Below are 15,282 nucleotides of genomic sequence, written 5' to 3' on the forward strand. Positions count from 1 at the left end.
GGCTGGCGCGTAGGCTCCACCCCACCCAGTTGCGCTAGGACCTCGCTGACGCGAGGATCAAGCTTCACCACCCTCCCCATCAAGGGGAGGGAGACGAGAGTGCCGAGACCATCAGTCGGGTATCCCGCCCCCTTGTGGGGAGGGTGCGCAGCCAGGCGAAGCCGTAGCGAAACTGGGTGGGGGTGGCCACGCGCTCCGGCGCCGCTATTCCTCGTCGTCGTCGATGATCTCGATCTCGATGACGCCCTTTTTGCTGGCGGCGAGGCCGAGCTTGCCGTGCTTGATCGCCAGCGCCTTGTCGCCGAACAGCTTCCGCCGCCAGCCCTTCAGCGCCGCGACGTCCGCATCGTCGTCGAGCACGATCGCGTCGATGTCGTCTGAGGTGGCGATGATGCGCGAGGCGACGCCGTTGTCTTCCGACACCGACTTCAACAGCACGCGCAGCAGGTCGCCGACGGCGCCCTTGGGCGAGGGACCGCGCGCCCGGTCGGGTAGCTTGGGCAGCTCATTCTTGGGCAGCGCCTCGACGTCCTTGAGGATCGAGATGACCTCGGCGGCGCCGGCGGAGCGCCCATAGCCGCGCTGCACGGCGCGGAGCTTATCGAATGCCTCGGGCGTCAGCGGGTGCTGCATGGCCAGTTCGATCAGCGCGTCGTCCTTGAGGACGCGGCTGCGAGGCTGGTCGGTGTCCTGCGCCTTCTGCTCGCGCCAGGCGGCCAGTGCCTTGAGGGCGGCAACGTCGCGGGGCTTGTTGAGCTTGGCCTTGAGACGCTCCCAGGCGTGCTCGGGCTGGACGACATAGGTGTGGATCGACTCGAGGATGGCGAGCTCATCCTCCACCCAGTCCCAGCGGCCGGCATCGTCGACCTGCTTCAGCAGTGCGCGGTAGACGTCGCGCAGGTGGGTCACGTCGGCGAGCGCGTAGGTCTTCTGCTTTTCGCTGAGCGGTCGGGCCGACCAGTCGGTGAAACGGGAGGATTTGTCGAGCTCGACCTTGGTGATCGAGCGCACGAGATTGTCGTAGCTGACGCTGTCGCCAAAGCCGCAGACCGAAGCGGCGACCTGGGTGTCGAAGATATTCTCCGGCACCTTGCCGCTGAGCTTGACGAATATTTCGATGTCCTGCCGGGCCGCGTGGAAGACCTTGCGCACCTTGTCGTTGGCGAGGAGCTTGAAGAACGGCGACAAATCGATGCCGGGGGCGAGCGGGTCGATCAGGACCGCTTCGTCGTCGGTGGCTGCCTGCAGCAGGCACAGTTTCGGCCAGTAGGTCGTTTCGCGGAGAAACTCGGTATCGACCGTCACGAATTCGAAACCGGCGGCACGCTTGCAGAATGCGGCGAGCGCATCGGTCGTAGTGATCAGCTCCATAAGACTCTTTCGTCACAAGGCTTTGCGTTCTGAATAACAGGCGAATCCAAGTGCTGCCAGTATCGAATCAAGGTCGCGGATCATCGCCCACCCAGAAATCTTGACAATCGGGGGCTTGCATGCGCTTGTCCGGCCCCTGAATCCGCCTGCCTGCAACAATGAGAGATGAACAAATGCACCGCTATCGCACACATACCTGCGCCGCCCTTCGCCAGGGTGATGTGGGCAATAATGTGCGCCTCTCGGGCTGGGTGCACCGTGTCCGCGATCACGGCGGCCTGCTGTTCATCGACCTACGCGATCACTACGGCATGACCCAGCTCGTGATCGACCCCGATTCTGCGGCGTTCAGCGCGGCCGAACTGGTGCGCTCGGAGTGGGTGATCCGCGTCGATGGCGAGGTCAAGCAGCGTACACCCGAGACCGTGAACGCCAAGCAGCCGACCGGCCAGGTGGAAGTGTTTATCCGCGAACTCGAGGTTCTGAGCGTCGCACACGAACTGCCGCTGCCGGTGTTCGGCGAGCCGGACTATCCGGAAGACATCCGCCTCAAGTACCGCTTTCTCGACCTGCGCCGTGAGACGCTGCACGCCAACATCGTCAAGCGCACCAAGGTGATCTCGTCGATGCGTCGGCGCATGGGCGATATCGGTTTTGCCGAGTACTCGACGCCGATCCTGACGGCCTCGTCGCCGGAAGGCGCGCGCGATTTTCTCGTGCCGAGCCGTATTCACCCGGGCAAGTTCTTCGCCCTGCCGCAGGCGCCGCAGCAGTATAAGCAGCTGCTGATGGTAGCCGGCTTCGACCGCTACTTCCAGATCGCGCCGTGCTTCCGCGACGAGGACCCGCGCGCCGACCGCCTGCCGGGCGAGTTCTACCAGCTCGACCTCGAGATGAGCTTCGTCACACAGGAAGAGATCTGGGACACGATGCAGCCGGTGATCACCTCGGTGTTCGAGGAGTTTGCGGACGGCAAGCCGGTGACCAAGGAATGGCCGCGCATCCCGTATGACACGGCGATCCGTACCTATGGCTCCGACAAGCCGGACCTGCGCAACCCGATCGAGATGCAGGCCGTCACCGACCACTTCCGCGGCTCGGGATTCGGCGTCTTCGCCAACCAGATCGCCACAGACGACAAGGTCGAGGTCTGGGCCATCCCGGCCAAGACCGGCGGCAGCCGCGCGTTCTGTGACCGCATGAATGCCTGGGCGCAGGGGCAGGGCCAGCCGGGTCTCGGCTACATCTTCTTCAAGGACGGTGCCGGTTCGGGCCCGATCGCCAAGAACATCGGCGAGGAGCGCACCGCCGCGATCCGCGAGCAACTCGGTCTTGCCGATGGCGACGCCGTGTTCTTCGTGCTCGGCCGTCCGGACAAGATGTACAAGTTCGCCGGCGAGGCGCGGGTGAAAGTCGGGCTCGACCTGAACCTGACCCAGCTCGATCAGTACAAGCTGTGCTGGATCGTCGATTTCCCGTTCTATGAGTGGAGCGAGGAAGAAAAGCGCGTCGACTTCGCGCACAACCCCTTCTCCATGCCGCAGGGCGGGATCGACGCGCTGAACAGCCAGGATCCGCTGACGATCAAAGCTTACCAGTACGACGCGGTCTGCAACGGCTTCGAAATCGCGTCGGGCTCGATCCGTAACCAGCTGCCCGAGACCATGGTCAAGGCGTTCGAGATCACCGGCAAGTCGCGCGCCGAGGTCGAGGAGCAGTTCGGCGGCATGTACCGGGCCTTCCAGTTCGGCGCTCCGCCGCACGGTGGTGCGGCCTTCGGTATAGACCGCATCGTGATGCTGCTGTGCGGGGCGCAGAACCTCCGCGAGATCACGCTGTTCCCGATGAACCAGCAGGCCGAAGACCTGCTGATGGGAGCGCCGAGCCCGGCTTCGCCCAAGCAGCTCCGCGAACTGAGCATCCGGCTCAACGTGCAGTCGTAAGGAAGGGCGCTTCGGCGCATCCTCCCCTGCGCAGCGGGGGAGGATGCGCCGACTGCACCAGTTTGGCACTCCCGCGACGCCGTCGTTAACACTCCGTAAACCATGCGGCCGCTAGGCAGATGTTGCCTAGTTCCGTGGGGTTCGGATTCGGTCGGTGAAGTCGAAGTACTCGCATGCACTGATGCTGCTTGCGGCCATCGCGGCGTTCCTGCCCGTGCTGGCGGTGGACTTCGTTCTCGATTCCTATGTGCGGGTCCGTGAGCGGGCCGTGCTGCAGCAGTCGGCCGATGCTATCGCGTCGCGTGTCCAGGCGACAGCCTATGAGGCGACTTCGGCGCTGCGCTGGGTGCTAGCCGATAGCCCTTCGCTCTGCACGCCGAGCTTTACCGCCAATGTGCATCGCCAGATGGAGCAGAGCCTCTACCTCAAGCAGGTGCTGGTCGAGAACGGCGACGGGGTGCAGTACTGCGACGCCATCGGCAAGGACGTGAAATACTCGACCCTGACCAAGCCGCTGACCGTCCCCAACCAGACCGAGACGATCGAGGTGGTCAAATATGGCGACCTGCGGATGCCGGCGCTCAAGGTCACGCAAGCCTTCGGCACGACGCGTAAGGTCTCGGCCTTCGTCCCGCTGCTGGCCGCCGAGGCCGAGAGCCTGCTGAGCGGGCTCAAGCCGACCTCGATGGTGCGCATCTCGCTGACCGACGGCACCGAGGTCATCACTGTCGGCGACCCCAAAGCATACGACCAGCGCGAACGCACGGAGTTCGTCGTCACCCAGAGCTTCGCCGGCGAGCTGCCGATCCGCGTCACGGCCGCCGTGCCCTTCGCCATGGTGCGGGCCGACTATGGCGATCTCGATGCAAGCTTCACCATCGTCGCGGCGCTGATGGCCGGCGCCTTCCTGGTGTTGGCGTTGCAATATGTGCGGCGCTCGGACCTCCCCGCCTTCGACCTTGAGCGGGCGATCGCGGCGGGTGAGCTCAAGCCCTACTACCAGCCCGTGATCAATCTCAGGAGCGGAGCCCTTGCCGGTTGCGAGGTGCTGTGCCGGTGGGAGAAGCGGAACGGTGAGGTGGTTCCGCCGGGGGCGTTCATCGACTACGCCGAGGTTACCGGGCTGGCGCTGCCGATGACGGTGAGCCTGATGCAGCAGGTGAAGGCCGACCTCAACGAGCTCTGCCACCAGATGCCGGAGCTGAAGGTCTCGATCAACCTGTTCGAGGGGCACTTCCGCGACGGCAACGTCGTCGACGACGTGCATACTATCTTCTCGAATTCCTCGATCGCTTTCCGGCAGCTCGTGTTCGAGGTCACGGAACGCAAGCCGATCGAGAAGATGCAGCAGGCGCAGAGCGTCATCGCCGGCCTCCACGCGCTCGGCTGCCGTATCGCGATGGATGACACCGGCACCGGGCACTCCAATCTCGCCTATCTGCAGACGCTCGGTGTTGACATCGTCAAGATCGACCGGGTGTTCGTGGACATGATCAAGCCTGGGACCGACCATGTGCCCGTGCTCGACGGCCTGATCACCATGGCGCACGATCTCGGCACCGAGGTCGTCGCCGAGGGCGTCGAGACCGAAGCGCAGGCGCTCTACCTGCGCGGACGCGGCGTCGTCCATGCCCAGGGATACCTGTTCGCTCCGGCGCTGAAGTCGGGCGCGTTCAAGGAACTCGCGGTCGCGCTGAACGGCGCGGGGAAAGTCGAAACGGCCATCGATATGCGAGTCGTTGCCGCCTGAGGACGGCTGCCGCTTAATCGTACTTTTCATAACCCGCGATTAGTGGCACTCACACACTCCGTTTCCGGAGGGTTCGATGTCGTCCGATATGACAGAGCAGAAGAAGGCGCTGCGCGAGGCCGCGCTGCATTTCCACCAGTTCCCCAAGCCCGGAAAGCTTGAGATTCAGGCGACGAAGCCGCTGGGCAACCAGCGCGACTTGTCGCTGGCCTATTCGCCGGGCGTCGCGGCGCCTTGCGAGGAGATCGCGGGGGATCCCGATGCGGTGTTCAAATACACCGCGCGCGGCAATCTGGTGGCGGTGATCTCGAACGGTACCGCCGTGCTCGGCCTCGGCAATATTGGCGCGCTGGCATCGAAGCCGGTGATGGAGGGCAAGGCAGTGCTCTTCAAGAAATTCGCCGGTATCGACGTGTTCGACATCGAGATCGACGAGACCGATCCGCTGAAGTTCATCGAGGTGGTGCGGCCACTGGAGCCGACCTTCGGCGGCATCAACCTCGAGGACATCAAGGCGCCGGAGTGCTTCGCCATCGAGGAAGCGCTGCGCGAGCGCATGAAGATTCCGGTCTTCCACGACGACCAGCATGGTACGGCCATCATCGTTGGCGCGGCGGTGCTGAACGGGCTGGAGCTGGCGGGCAAAAAGATCGAGGACGTGAAGATCTGCACGTCCGGCGCCGGTGCCGCCGCCATCGCTTGCCTCAACATCCTGCTGGCTCTCGGCGCCAAGCTCGAGAACATCTGGGTGGCCGATAAGGACGGGCTGCTCACCTACCGTCGCAACGACGTGAACGACAAATGGCGGGGCAAGTTCTGCCGGCCGGACAGCGAGGCAACCTCGCTGGCTGAGGTCATCGACGGCGCGGATATTTTCCTTGGGCTTTCGGCAGCGGGCGCGCTGAAGCCTGAAATGCTCAAGAAGATGGGGCCCAAGCCGCTGATCCTGGCGCTGGCCAATCCCAACCCCGAAATCATGCCTGAGGTGGCCAAGGAAATCCGTCCGGACGCCATGGTCTGCACCGGGCGCTCGGACTATCCGAACCAGGTCAACAACGTCCTCTGCTTCCCCTTCATCTTCCGCGGTGCGCTCGATGTGGGTGCGACGACCATCAACGAGGAGATGAAGCTCGCGGCGGCGCAGGCGATTGCCAAGCTGGCGCACGATCCCGGCCTCGAGGTGTCGCCCTCGGGCCAGCCGGCGGTCTACGGGCCGGATCACATCATTCCGAACCCGTTCGACCAGCGCCTGATCCTGCGCATCGCGCCGGCGGTGGCCAGGGCGGCGATGGCCTCCGGCGTAGCTAAGCGGCCGATCATTGATTTCCAAGCCTATCACGATAGCCTGAACCGCTTCGTGTTCCGCTCGGGCCTAGTGATGAAGCCGGTGATCGACCGGGTGGTGGGGCAAGCCAAGCGCGTCGCTTTTGCCGATGGCGAGGATGAGCGAGTGCTGCGCGCCGCCCAGGTGCTGATCGAAGACCGGATGGCGCAGCCGATCCTCATCGGTCGCCCGCAGGTGATCGAGAGCCGGCTGCAGCGCTTCGGCCTCACCATCCGGCCGGGCCGCGACTTCGAGGTGATCAACCCCGAGGACGATCCGCGCTATCGCGATTACGTGACGCTGTTCCACTCGCTGGTCGGCCGCAACGGCGTGACGCCCGACATCGCTCGCACGATCGTGCGCACCAATACGACGGTCATCGCCGCCCTGGCGGTGAAGCGGGGCGATGCCGACGCCATGCTCTGCGGCTTCCAGGGCCGCTACATCAAGCATGTGCGCGACATTCGCTCGATCATCGGACTGCAAGACAATGTGAAGGACGCTTCGGCGCTCTCCATGCTGATCATGCCGCGCGGGGTGTTCTTTCTTGCCGATACCTACGTGAACATGGACCCGACGCCCGACGAGCTGGTGTCGATCGCCTTGCAGGCGCGCGACCACCTCAAGCGCTTCAACATCGAGGCGCGGGCGGCACTGCTCAGTTACTCTAACTTCGGTTCGCGCGACGGCGACACGGCGTTCAAGATGCGCGAGGCGTACAAGAAGCTGAAGGCCATCGCCCCCGACATGATCCTCGAAGGCGAGATGCAGGGCGACGTGGCGCTCAACGAGGACCTGCGCAGCCGCTACATCCCGGAGTCGGTGCTCAGCGGCGAAGCGAACCTGCTCCTGTTCCCGAACCTCGACAGCGCCAACCTGTCGATGACGCTGCTCAAGGAAATGAACAACGCCCTTGCCGTCGGCCCGATCCTGATGGGACCGCGTGCGCCGGCGCACATTCTCGCCCCCTCGACCACCAGCCGCGGAATCGTCAATATGACGGCAATTGCCGCCAGCGAAGCGGTTGCGTTGGGAGAGAGGGCCGCATGATCAGACATACTGTCGTATTCAATTTGAAGCACGCACATGGTTCGTTGATGGAGAAGGCCTTTCTCCGCGATGCGCTGGTGCTCAAGGAAATCCCCGGCGTCAAAAAGTTCGAGCAGCTGCGCCAGGTCTCAAAGAAGAACGACTACGAGTTCGGCTTCTCCATGGAGTTCGCCGACCAGGCCGCCTACGACGGCTACAACGTGCATCCCAAGCACGTGAAGTTCGTCGAGGAGCGCTGGAAGCGCGAGGTAGAGCGGTTCCTGGAGATTGATTACGTGCCGGTTTGAAGATCCGGTCGACTGGGCGCGAAGCCAAAGTCCGAGTTGCCCTCAAACGAGAAGCAGAAGCACCACGCGCCGCTGGCCGCAGCGAGGTAGTGATGCTGGGGCACCTCGAGCAAAGAGGGCAGCAGGGGGATCAACTCGTCCAGTTCGCCCCTAATCGTCATCTCGGTCAGAGCATCGCCAGCGTAGGCGACTGGTCCGACAAGATGATGGCGTCGGCGGATCGCCGATACGAACGAGATGTGCACGTCGCCGCTAGTGACTGGGCCGAGGCGGCCGATTGCGCCCGGCACTTTGCTCCAGTCAATCTTTGAGCTGCTGGTAGGGAAGCCCCCCGTTAGCCGATCAAAGAATTCGGCAGTGGACGGTTCGACGATGATTCGTCCGGCCTCCTCGGCTTCTTTCAGCACCGAGGCCAAAAGCTCGGAGTGAAATCCGCCGGCGCTCCTGGTCACTGGAACGCCGTCTCGGCAAAGCTCCTGAGCTTCCGCGAATGCAGCCGCTCCGGCGGCTGATCGCGTAGAATCTCCATCGCCCTAAGCCCGATCTGGAAATGCCGGGCCACCTGCGTGCGGTAGAAGTCCGAGGCCATGCCGGGGAGTTTCAGTTCGCCGTGCAGCGGCTTGTCGCTGACGCACAGTAGCGTGCCGTACGGGACGCGGAAGCGGAAGCCGTTGGCGGCGATGGTGGCCGACTCCATGTCAAGGGCCACGGCGCGGCTTTGCGACAGCTGGCGGGTGATCTCGGCCTGGTCGCGCAGCTCCCAGTTGCGGTTGTCGAAGGTGGCGACGGTACCGGTTCGCATGATGCGCTTGGTCTCGATGCCATGGAGGTGGGTGATCTCGCCCACCGCCTGCTCGAGCGCCACCTGCACTTCGGCCAGCGCCGGGATCGGCACCGTGACCGGCAGGTCGGCATCGAGCACGTGATCCTCACGGAGATAGGCGTGGGCGAGAACGTAATCGCCCAGTTCCTGGCTGTTGCGAAGGCCGGCGCAGTGGCCGAGCATGATCCAGGCATGCGGGCGGAGCACGGCGATATGGTCGGTGATCGTCTTGGCGTTGGAGGGGCCGACGCCGATGTTGACGATGGTGATGCCGCGGTTCTTGGGCAGGGTCAGGTGGAGCGCCGGCATCTGCGGGATGCGCGTGGCGCGGACGCCGGAGTTGCCGCCGCCCAGCCGGCTGTTGTGCGTCACGTATCCGCCCGGCTCGACAAAGCTCTCGTACTCCGGATGACCCTCGGTCATGTACCGCTCCGCCACGCGGGCGAACTCGTCCATGTAGAAGCCGTAGTTGGTGAAGATCACGAAATTCTGGAAGTGATCGGGCTCGGTGCCGGTGTAGTGCGCGAGGCGCTGCAGCGAGTAGTCGACGCGCGGCGCGGTGAAATGCGCGAGCGGGTAGGGGCCGCCGGGCGGGGGCACGAAAGTGCCGTTGGCGATCTCGTCGTCGGTGTCCTGCAGATCGGGCACGTCGAACAGGTCACGCAGCGGAATGGGCAGGGCGTTGATGGCTTCGCCGTCGATGCGCTCGGTGGTCGGGATGGCGAAGTGGAGGGGAATGCGGGTGGTCGACTCCCCGACTTCGATAGCGCCGCCGTGGTTGCGCAGGATCACATCGAACTGCTCGATCAGGTACGACTTGAACAGCTCGGGCGCCGTCACCGTCGTGCGGTAGATGCCGGGGGTGTGCAGATAGCCGTAGGGCAGGGTGCTGGCCGTCTTGCCGTAGCTGCGCGAGGTGACCTGGACTTCCGGGTAGAACGCCCGGACGCGGCCCTTGGGCACCTGGCCGCGGGTCAGCGCCAGCAGCTGGTCGCGAATGAAGCCGGTGTTGCGGCTGTAGATTTCGGCGACATAGGCCCAGGCGGCATGCGGATCGGTGAAGGCCTTCTGCGGCATCGCCGCAGGCGTGATGGTGTCCATCGTGTTCTCGTTGGCAATGCGGGGCGATGCACCGCTTTGCAAGCCATCCTTAGGGGAGCGGAAGGGGTTCGGCAATCGGGTCACCTTACCGGTCGTTCATCAAGTTCAAGTTCCGGTGAAGGGGGCTGTTTATGTCGGGTCGATGTCCCATCTTAATTGCAGTTCACTGGAATTCTGCAAACGACCCATGCACCGGTGAACCGCGAGGAGCTATCTGCCGCTGCCCCCAAGCCCTCAACAGTGCGGCGGGTACTTCTCAGGGCCACGAACCAGAAATGGTTCGTGGCCCTCTTGTTTTGTCCCGATGACGGCCGGGTGACAGGGCGGCGTTACCCTCACGTCTTGCTCATGGAGCTCTGTCGAAGACACTTTCGACCAAGCGACCTAGTGGCTATGGTTTGCCTCCGACAAGGAGGATTCATGCGGCGGATTGCCATCGGAGCAGCACTGTTGGGGGTGGCCGCGAGCATTGGATCGGCGCCGGGCGCCGAACTGCTCGAATCCGTGTTCCAGGTGACGTTCCGGTACGCCGGCACGGACGAAGTGCTGAACGATACCGTCGTGCCGCTCCTCCCCGACAATGCCTGCTACAACTGGTATGTCCATCTCGGCGACGGCGAACCGCCGAAGGCAGCCACGGAGATACTGACCTTGCCGGTGGCTCTGGCCGATTGGGGCACGCTCGCCACCGATCCCAACGACGGCATCGACATCTCGGTCGACGGCAAAGTCGCGACCCGCAGCTTTGCGCCCGAACTCGATGCCGACGGCTGGTTCAGCCACACCTGGTGCGTCGCCGTGGGGGATCCGGTTGGCGCGCATTCGATCGAAGTTGCCGTCGACGGCACCTCGTTGACACGGTTCGACTTTACGGTCGTCCTGCCCGAGGACTACTACTGGCCCGCCATCGCACAGCTCCAGCCGCACGAAAGGTCCGTGGACCACAGCTGGTGAGTTTCGCCTTCCGACCAAACCGAGGATATTGATGTCCATTTCCATGTACGCGATCACCGTTCCGGTGTTCACGCGCTATCTCAACAATCTCGACGCCATACTGGTAAAGGCGGAGGCCTTCGCGGCTGCTCGCAAGATCAGGCCCGAAGTGCTGGTCGCGTCCCGTCTGGCGCCGGATATGCATCCGCTGGCCTTCCAGGTGCAATCGAGCACCGACCGCATCAAGTTCGCCTTGTCGCGCCTGACTGGCCGGACACCGCCGAGCTGGGAAGACAACGAGACGACGCTGGCCGACCTGCGCAACCGGGTGAAGAAGGGGCTGGATTTCGTCGCGACATTTTCCGAGGCAGACCTCGCGGGGAGCGAGAGCAAGGTGCTTACGCTCAAGGTGCGCGGCGAGGACAAGCAGGTGCCGGCCGTCGAGCACATCACGCTGAACGCGGTGCCGCAGATATTCTTCCACATCTCGGCGGCCTATCTGATCCTGCGCCACAACGGCGTCGAGGTCGGCAAGCGCGACTTCACCGGCTGATCCCCCTGCGAAGCGGGGGAGGGCAACATTCATCAGTTCCTGCACTTCAGGAGTAGCGCTCTTCCTTCCAGGGATCGGCGTGATTGTGATAGCCGCGGACTTCCCAGAAGCCGCGGTGATCGCGCTGGGCGAACTCGATGCGGCGCAGCCATTTCGGGCTCTTCCAGAAATAGAGGTGCGGCACCACGAGCCGCACCGGCCCGCCGTGATCGAGTGTCAGCGGTTGGCCTTCCCAGCTATGGACGATCATCGCCTCAGGCGAGGCGAAGTCCTCGATGGCCATGTTGGTCGTGTAGCCGTCGTTCGAGGTGAGGAGCACGAACCGCGCCTCGGGCTTGACCCCGACGGCATCCATGAGTTCGTGCGTGGTGACGCCTTTCCAGTGGTTGTCGTATCGCGACCAGCTCGTGACGCAGTGGATGTCGTTCACCTTCTCGACCTGGGGTTTCGCGATCAGGTCCTCGAAGCTCCAGCTCTGCGGGTGCTCCACCTCGCCGGCGACGTCGAGGCGCCAGACCTCCTTTGGCACGTTCGGTGTCTGGCCCAGGTCGAGAACCGGCCAGTTCTTCACGAGATGCTGTCCCGGCGGGAGGCGGGCATCCTCGGGGCGGGATAGCTGCCCCGTCAGGAACTTGCCGAGCTCGGCCCAGCGAGACTTCGTCTTGGTCAGTTTGCTGTCTTCGGGAAGGTCGTCGGACATTTTCGGCCTCTCTTGAGCTTAGTGCTGAGCTTCTCCCGCCCGGCGTGCAAGTCAATGGATGATCTTGCGGTTCGCTGCTGCACGGGGCGCATGTCCGATTTTGCCGGCCTTACCCATTGTGGGGGCCCGCATCGGTCCCCACGTGATGGGTCGTCGTTCAACATTGGAGAACCGAAATGCTGAACCCCGAAGACCGCCGCGCTATCGACGGCCTGTTTGATCGCCTGGCCGCAGCCGAGCAGAAGGCTCCGGACCGCGATCGCGACGCCGTGGAGCTGATCGAGCGCGAGATCGCCCGGCAGCCGGCCGCGCCGTACTACATGGCCCAGACCATCCTCGTGCAGCAGCATGCCCTTGAGGTCGCCGAGCGACGCATCGAAGAACTCGAGCGGCAGAGCCACCAAGAGGAGCGCCGCCCGGTGCCGCAGCGCGGGCCTTGGGACCGGCAGGATGATACTCAGAACAATGCCGGCTTCCAGCGCGGCTTTGGCGGTGGCGGCTTCCTCGCTGGGGCGATGCAGACCGCTCTGGGCGTCGCCGGTGGCGTGTTGCTTGGCAGCGCGATCGGCTCGCTGCTCGGTGCGGGTAGTGCCCAGGCGTCGGATGCGCCTGCCAACGACCAGCCGCCGGAGGATGCCGGTAACGACAATGTCAACGATCAGGACCAGGGGGCCGACCAGGACGCCGGAGGTGATTCCGGCGGGGATTGGGGCGATTTCGGCGGCGGCGACGGTGGCTTCGACATGGGCGGCGACTTCTAGCAATCACCCCGAAGCGCTTGCCCCGTCACGGAATCGCTGCATGATCCGCGTCGATGACAGAGCCACACGTTGAGATCGACCTCTCGAAGGTAGACAAGGCCGAGGGCGCGGACCGCCTCTCGGCCATCCTTTTAGCCATTGCGGCTGCCGAGGACCGCGACCGCATTTCCATCGGCGACCTGCTGGAAGCGTTGAAGCGTCGGGCGCTGGGCGCGCTGATGTTCATCTTCGCCATCATCACCGCATTGCCGATGCCGCCCGGCGTATCCGCGATCGTGGGCGCGCCGCTGGTGTTCCTGAGCGCTCAGCTGATGCTGGGGATGAACGCCTGGCTTCCGAGGATCATCACAGATCGCTCGCTCAGCCGTGTCGACTTTCACCGGGTGATGAAGGTTGCGTCGCCGTGGCTTGCCCGTGCCGAAGGCATCATGAAGCCGCGCTTCGAGTTTCTCGCCAAGCGCCCAGCGGTCTATTTCGCCGGCTTCGTCGCCTTTGTCATGTCGCTGCTGGTTCTGCTGCCGATCCCGGGTGCCAACATGGCCCCGTCGATTGCCATCTGCATCATTGCCCTTGGTCTGCTCGAGCGCGACGGCATCTGGATCGTCCTGGGAGCCCTGGTGGGAATCGTCTCCACGGTGATCCTTGCCGGCATCTACTGGGTGCTGATCAGCTGGACGATCAGCATTGTGATGAGCTTCTTCGGTTGGGGCGCCTCGCCGCCACCGCTCCCGCCGGTCTGAGTCTGAGCTGCCTACCAGTAGGCCAGTGCCGCAAACGGGTCGTTGGAGAACGTCCCGGCCTTGAGCTTCTCGTAGAAATTGTTCCCGCCGGCTTCGAGCACGTAGAACATGTTGTTGTACGAGAACCGGTAGCCGGCCGTATGGAAGTGCTTGACGTTCTTGCTCAACGTCGGATGCCGGGCGCCGCGCAGGACCTTGTCCGCCACGGAGTAGGCGCGTGCAGCCGAGCGCTTCTCGCTCATCGGCTTCGACAGGACGCCGGGGGCGAACTGGTTCTTCTGGCCGACGACGCCGCATATCGACTGGGGGTACTTCTTGTCGGCGACGCGGTTCATCACCACCGTACCCACCGCCAGCATGCCGTCTTCGCTAAAGCGGTTCGACTCGAAATACATCGCGCGGGCGAGGCAATCGCGCGATGAGAGGCCGAACGGGGAGAAGGTGGCGCAGCCGGCCATGCTCAACAGCAACGGCGCCGCGAGGAGCAGCTTCAGGGACCCTGCCAACGATGACTCCAGAACGCAGATACAACTAAGGAGCCGGGCTGACGCACGCCCGTGTTCCCTAGAATGCACGTCATGGAGTTAAGACCGCGTTGAGGATGTCAGCGCCGCCGCGAGCCGGACGACATCACCAGAGTGACAAGGCACGCGATGCCGACAATAGCGGCGACGGTCGGTGCAGGATCGCGGCGCACGGCCTTACCGGCCTTCCATGCCTGCTTGCCGAGTACGCGCGCCGCGACTGCGCCCTGATGCAACGCGTCATCAGCGAAATCATGCGCAAAGTGACCGAGGTCGCGGCCGGCGTGATCGGTGTAGCGGGAGAGGGCATCCGAGAGATGCCGGGCGTCGCGAGCGAGGCTCGAGAACTGGTTGCCGAAGCGTTGCTGTGCGCTGTCGGTGAAATGCGAAAGGTCGAAACTGGCCATGATCGGGCGCTCCTGATGGGTATCATGGAGCTAACGCGGCCGGAGTTTATGGGGTTCCAGATACTGGGCGAGGGCAGGGCCACCTCAGGTGGCGTCGTCCTGCCCTCTACTTAAGCCCGATCAGATTGAGACGAAGTTGTTAACGAGTCGTTAACGCGTCTCGCCCGGCGGGACCACCGCCTTGCGGTAGAGGTGCCAGGTCGCGTGACCCAGGACCGGCACCACGATCGCGAGCCCGACCAGCAGCGGTATAGCGCCGATGACCAGCAGGGCGGCGACCATCAGGCCCCAGATCGCAATCGTCACCGGGTTCTTCAGCGTGACGCGCAACGACGTCATCACCGCCACTGCCGCACCGACGTCGCGGTCGAGGAGTAGTGGGATCGAGATCACCATGCTGGCGAGGACGCCCGCGGCAAAGAGGAACCCGACGAGGTTGCCCCAGATCATCAGCGATGTGCCTTGTGGGGTGGTGAACACCTCGTTGATGAAAGCCATGAGCGTCGGCGGCGATCCCGGCCCGAAATGCGCTTCGTAGATGAACTGCGCCACCATCAGCCAGACGGTGAAGGCGATCAGCATCATCACGCCGAGGGCGGCGATCGAAGCGAAGGCCGGGGTGCGGAATACGTCGAACGCAGCGCGCCAATGGGTATCGAGACCCATCTCCTCGCGGCGGCTCATTTCGTAGATGGGAAGGGCCAGGAACGGGCCGACAAGCGCGAAGCCCGAGATCAGCGGAAAGAGCAGGGGCCAGGCATTGTTGCCCGACGACCAGACGGCGATGATGGCGCCGCAAAGCGGGTAGATCAGGCCAAGAAACGCCAGGTGTGACGGCTTCTCCCAGAAGTCCCGCCATCCGTGCCTGAGCGCATCGAAAAGGTCCGCTACGCCGATGGTGCGGACAGCCGGAATATCCAGCCGCTCGCCGGGATTCGTAAGCACGTGAAACTGCGTCATTCCCATCCTCCTCCGATCGGGAGGCGGAAAATCGCCGCGGGCGCCGAAACGCCGG

Annotated in this window: 14 protein-coding genes and 1 pseudogene; 8 read left to right on the plus strand and 7 right to left on the minus strand. The window is 64.0% G+C overall.

Annotated elements, in window-relative coordinates; all coding sequences use genetic code 11:
* Positions 1-204: 204 nt before the first annotated feature.
* Positions 205-1,371, minus strand: coding sequence for a ribonuclease D (gene rnd, locus ACOYW5_RS02280; RefSeq protein WP_423067653.1), 1,167 nt, complete (start codon positions 1,369-1,371; stop codon positions 205-207).
* Positions 1,372-1,544: 173 nt separating this feature from the next.
* Between rnd and aspS the strand changes: the two genes are divergently transcribed.
* The 4 genes from aspS (at position 1,545) to ACOYW5_RS02300 (ending at position 7,725) form a co-directional block, all read left to right on the plus strand.
* Entirely contained in the window at positions 1,545-3,314 is a 1,770-nt protein-coding gene (gene aspS, locus ACOYW5_RS02285; protein WP_423067654.1) for an aspartate--tRNA ligase, read from the plus strand.
* 154 nt (positions 3,315-3,468) lie between these two features.
* Complete coding sequence (locus ACOYW5_RS02290) at positions 3,469-5,064, plus strand: EAL domain-containing protein (RefSeq protein WP_423067655.1); 1,596 nt, start codon at positions 3,469-3,471, stop codon at positions 5,062-5,064.
* 76 nt (positions 5,065-5,140) lie between these two features.
* A complete protein-coding gene (locus ACOYW5_RS02295; protein WP_423067656.1) occupies positions 5,141-7,438 on the plus strand; it encodes an NADP-dependent malic enzyme in 2,298 nt (765 codons plus the stop codon).
* Positions 7,435-7,725 (plus strand): Dabb family protein, encoded by a 291-nt coding sequence (locus ACOYW5_RS02300; RefSeq protein ID WP_423067657.1) that lies wholly within the window; start codon positions 7,435-7,437, stop codon positions 7,723-7,725. Before ACOYW5_RS02295 ends, ACOYW5_RS02300 begins: the two co-directional genes overlap by 4 nt.
* Here ACOYW5_RS02300 and ACOYW5_RS02305 read toward each other — a convergent pair.
* Both ACOYW5_RS02305 and ACOYW5_RS02310 read right to left on the minus strand, forming a co-directional pair.
* Entirely contained in the window at positions 7,710-8,177 is a 468-nt protein-coding gene (locus ACOYW5_RS02305) for a hypothetical protein (protein WP_423067658.1), read from the minus strand. The two genes, ACOYW5_RS02300 and ACOYW5_RS02305, sit on opposite strands and share 16 nt — an antisense overlap.
* On the minus strand, positions 8,174-9,649 hold the full coding sequence (locus tag ACOYW5_RS02310) for an AMP nucleosidase (RefSeq protein ID WP_423067659.1): 1,476 nt from the start codon (positions 9,647-9,649) through the stop codon (positions 8,174-8,176). The genes ACOYW5_RS02305 and ACOYW5_RS02310 overlap by 4 nt, the downstream gene beginning before the upstream one ends.
* Positions 9,650-10,069: 420 nt before the next feature.
* Here ACOYW5_RS02310 and ACOYW5_RS02315 point away from each other — a divergent pair, with 420 nt between their 5' ends.
* Both ACOYW5_RS02315 and ACOYW5_RS02320 read left to right on the plus strand, forming a co-directional pair.
* The gene (locus ACOYW5_RS02315; RefSeq protein WP_423067660.1) at positions 10,070-10,603 is read left to right on the plus strand and encodes a hypothetical protein; all 534 of its coding nucleotides are present in this window, start codon (positions 10,070-10,072) and stop codon (positions 10,601-10,603) included.
* A gap of 31 nt (positions 10,604-10,634) precedes the next feature.
* The gene (locus tag ACOYW5_RS02320) at positions 10,635-11,135 is read left to right on the plus strand and encodes a DUF1993 domain-containing protein (RefSeq protein WP_423067661.1); all 501 of its coding nucleotides are present in this window, start codon (positions 10,635-10,637) and stop codon (positions 11,133-11,135) included.
* Positions 11,136-11,181: 46 nt separating this feature from the next.
* On the opposite strand, the gene ACOYW5_RS02325 is transcribed toward ACOYW5_RS02320, so the two are convergent.
* Positions 11,182-11,835, minus strand: coding sequence for a sulfite oxidase-like oxidoreductase (locus ACOYW5_RS02325; protein WP_423067662.1), 654 nt, complete (start codon positions 11,833-11,835; stop codon positions 11,182-11,184).
* Positions 11,836-12,011: 176 nt separating this feature from the next.
* On the opposite strand from ACOYW5_RS02325, the gene ACOYW5_RS02330 reads away from it, so the two are divergent.
* Positions 12,012-12,596 (plus strand): DUF2076 domain-containing protein, encoded by a 585-nt coding sequence (locus ACOYW5_RS02330; RefSeq protein ID WP_423067663.1) that lies wholly within the window; start codon positions 12,012-12,014, stop codon positions 12,594-12,596.
* Positions 12,597-12,649: 53 nt separating this feature from the next.
* Positions 12,650-13,336 carry an exopolysaccharide biosynthesis protein gene (locus ACOYW5_RS02335; protein ID WP_423067664.1) on the plus strand — a complete coding sequence of 229 codons (687 nt, stop codon included), beginning with the start codon at positions 12,650-12,652 and terminating at the stop codon, positions 13,334-13,336.
* A gap of 65 nt (positions 13,337-13,401) precedes the next feature.
* On the opposite strand, the pseudogene ACOYW5_RS02340 reads toward ACOYW5_RS02335, so the two are convergent.
* From ACOYW5_RS02340 to ACOYW5_RS02350, 3 genes and pseudogenes are all read right to left on the minus strand, one after another.
* A pseudogene (locus tag ACOYW5_RS02340) lies at positions 13,402-13,824 on the minus strand (cell wall hydrolase); the annotation flags it as partial.
* 116 nt (positions 13,825-13,940) lie between these two features.
* Positions 13,941-14,267 (minus strand): hypothetical protein, encoded by a 327-nt coding sequence (locus tag ACOYW5_RS02345; RefSeq protein WP_423067665.1) that lies wholly within the window; start codon positions 14,265-14,267, stop codon positions 13,941-13,943.
* A gap of 150 nt (positions 14,268-14,417) precedes the next feature.
* Positions 14,418-15,227, minus strand: a complete 810-nt coding sequence (locus tag ACOYW5_RS02350; RefSeq protein ID WP_423067666.1) for a DUF2189 domain-containing protein — start codon at positions 15,225-15,227, stop codon at positions 14,418-14,420.
* Between the last annotated feature and the right edge of the window lie 55 nt (positions 15,228-15,282).

This window comes from Devosia sp. CN2-171 (assembly GCF_049354815.1).
GTDB lineage: Bacteria > Pseudomonadota > Alphaproteobacteria > Rhizobiales > Devosiaceae > Devosia_A.